At 45.7% G+C, this 256-nt stretch carries 1 protein-coding gene; it reads left to right on the plus strand.

Translation table 11 applies throughout. The features are described from left to right. Positions 1–23 precede the first annotated feature (23 nt). Positions 24–256 (plus strand): hypothetical protein (locus tag F0L68_RS45715; RefSeq protein ID WP_149855385.1); only part of this gene is annotated, 233 nt, incomplete at its 3' end.

Consider the following 256-nt stretch of genomic DNA (forward strand, 5'->3'; position numbering starts at 1 on the left):
GCACAGGTTACAACGCTCCGAAGATGAAGCCCGTCATAGTTATTCTATGTCTTTTCGTGGCATCTCTGTATGCTGCAGATTCCGACGTCCCTAACGACATTCTGGAGGAGCAGCTTTACAATAGCATCGTCGTTGCCGATTACGACAGTGCGGTTGAAAAGAGCAAGCATTTATACGAGGAGAAGAAGAGCGAAGTCATCACAAATGTAGTGAACAAACTGATACGAAACAACAAGATGAACTGCATGGAGTACGC

Source organism: Solihabitans fulvus (assembly GCF_008386585.1).
Taxonomy (GTDB): Bacteria; Actinomycetota; Actinomycetes; order Mycobacteriales; family Pseudonocardiaceae; genus Solihabitans; species Solihabitans fulvus.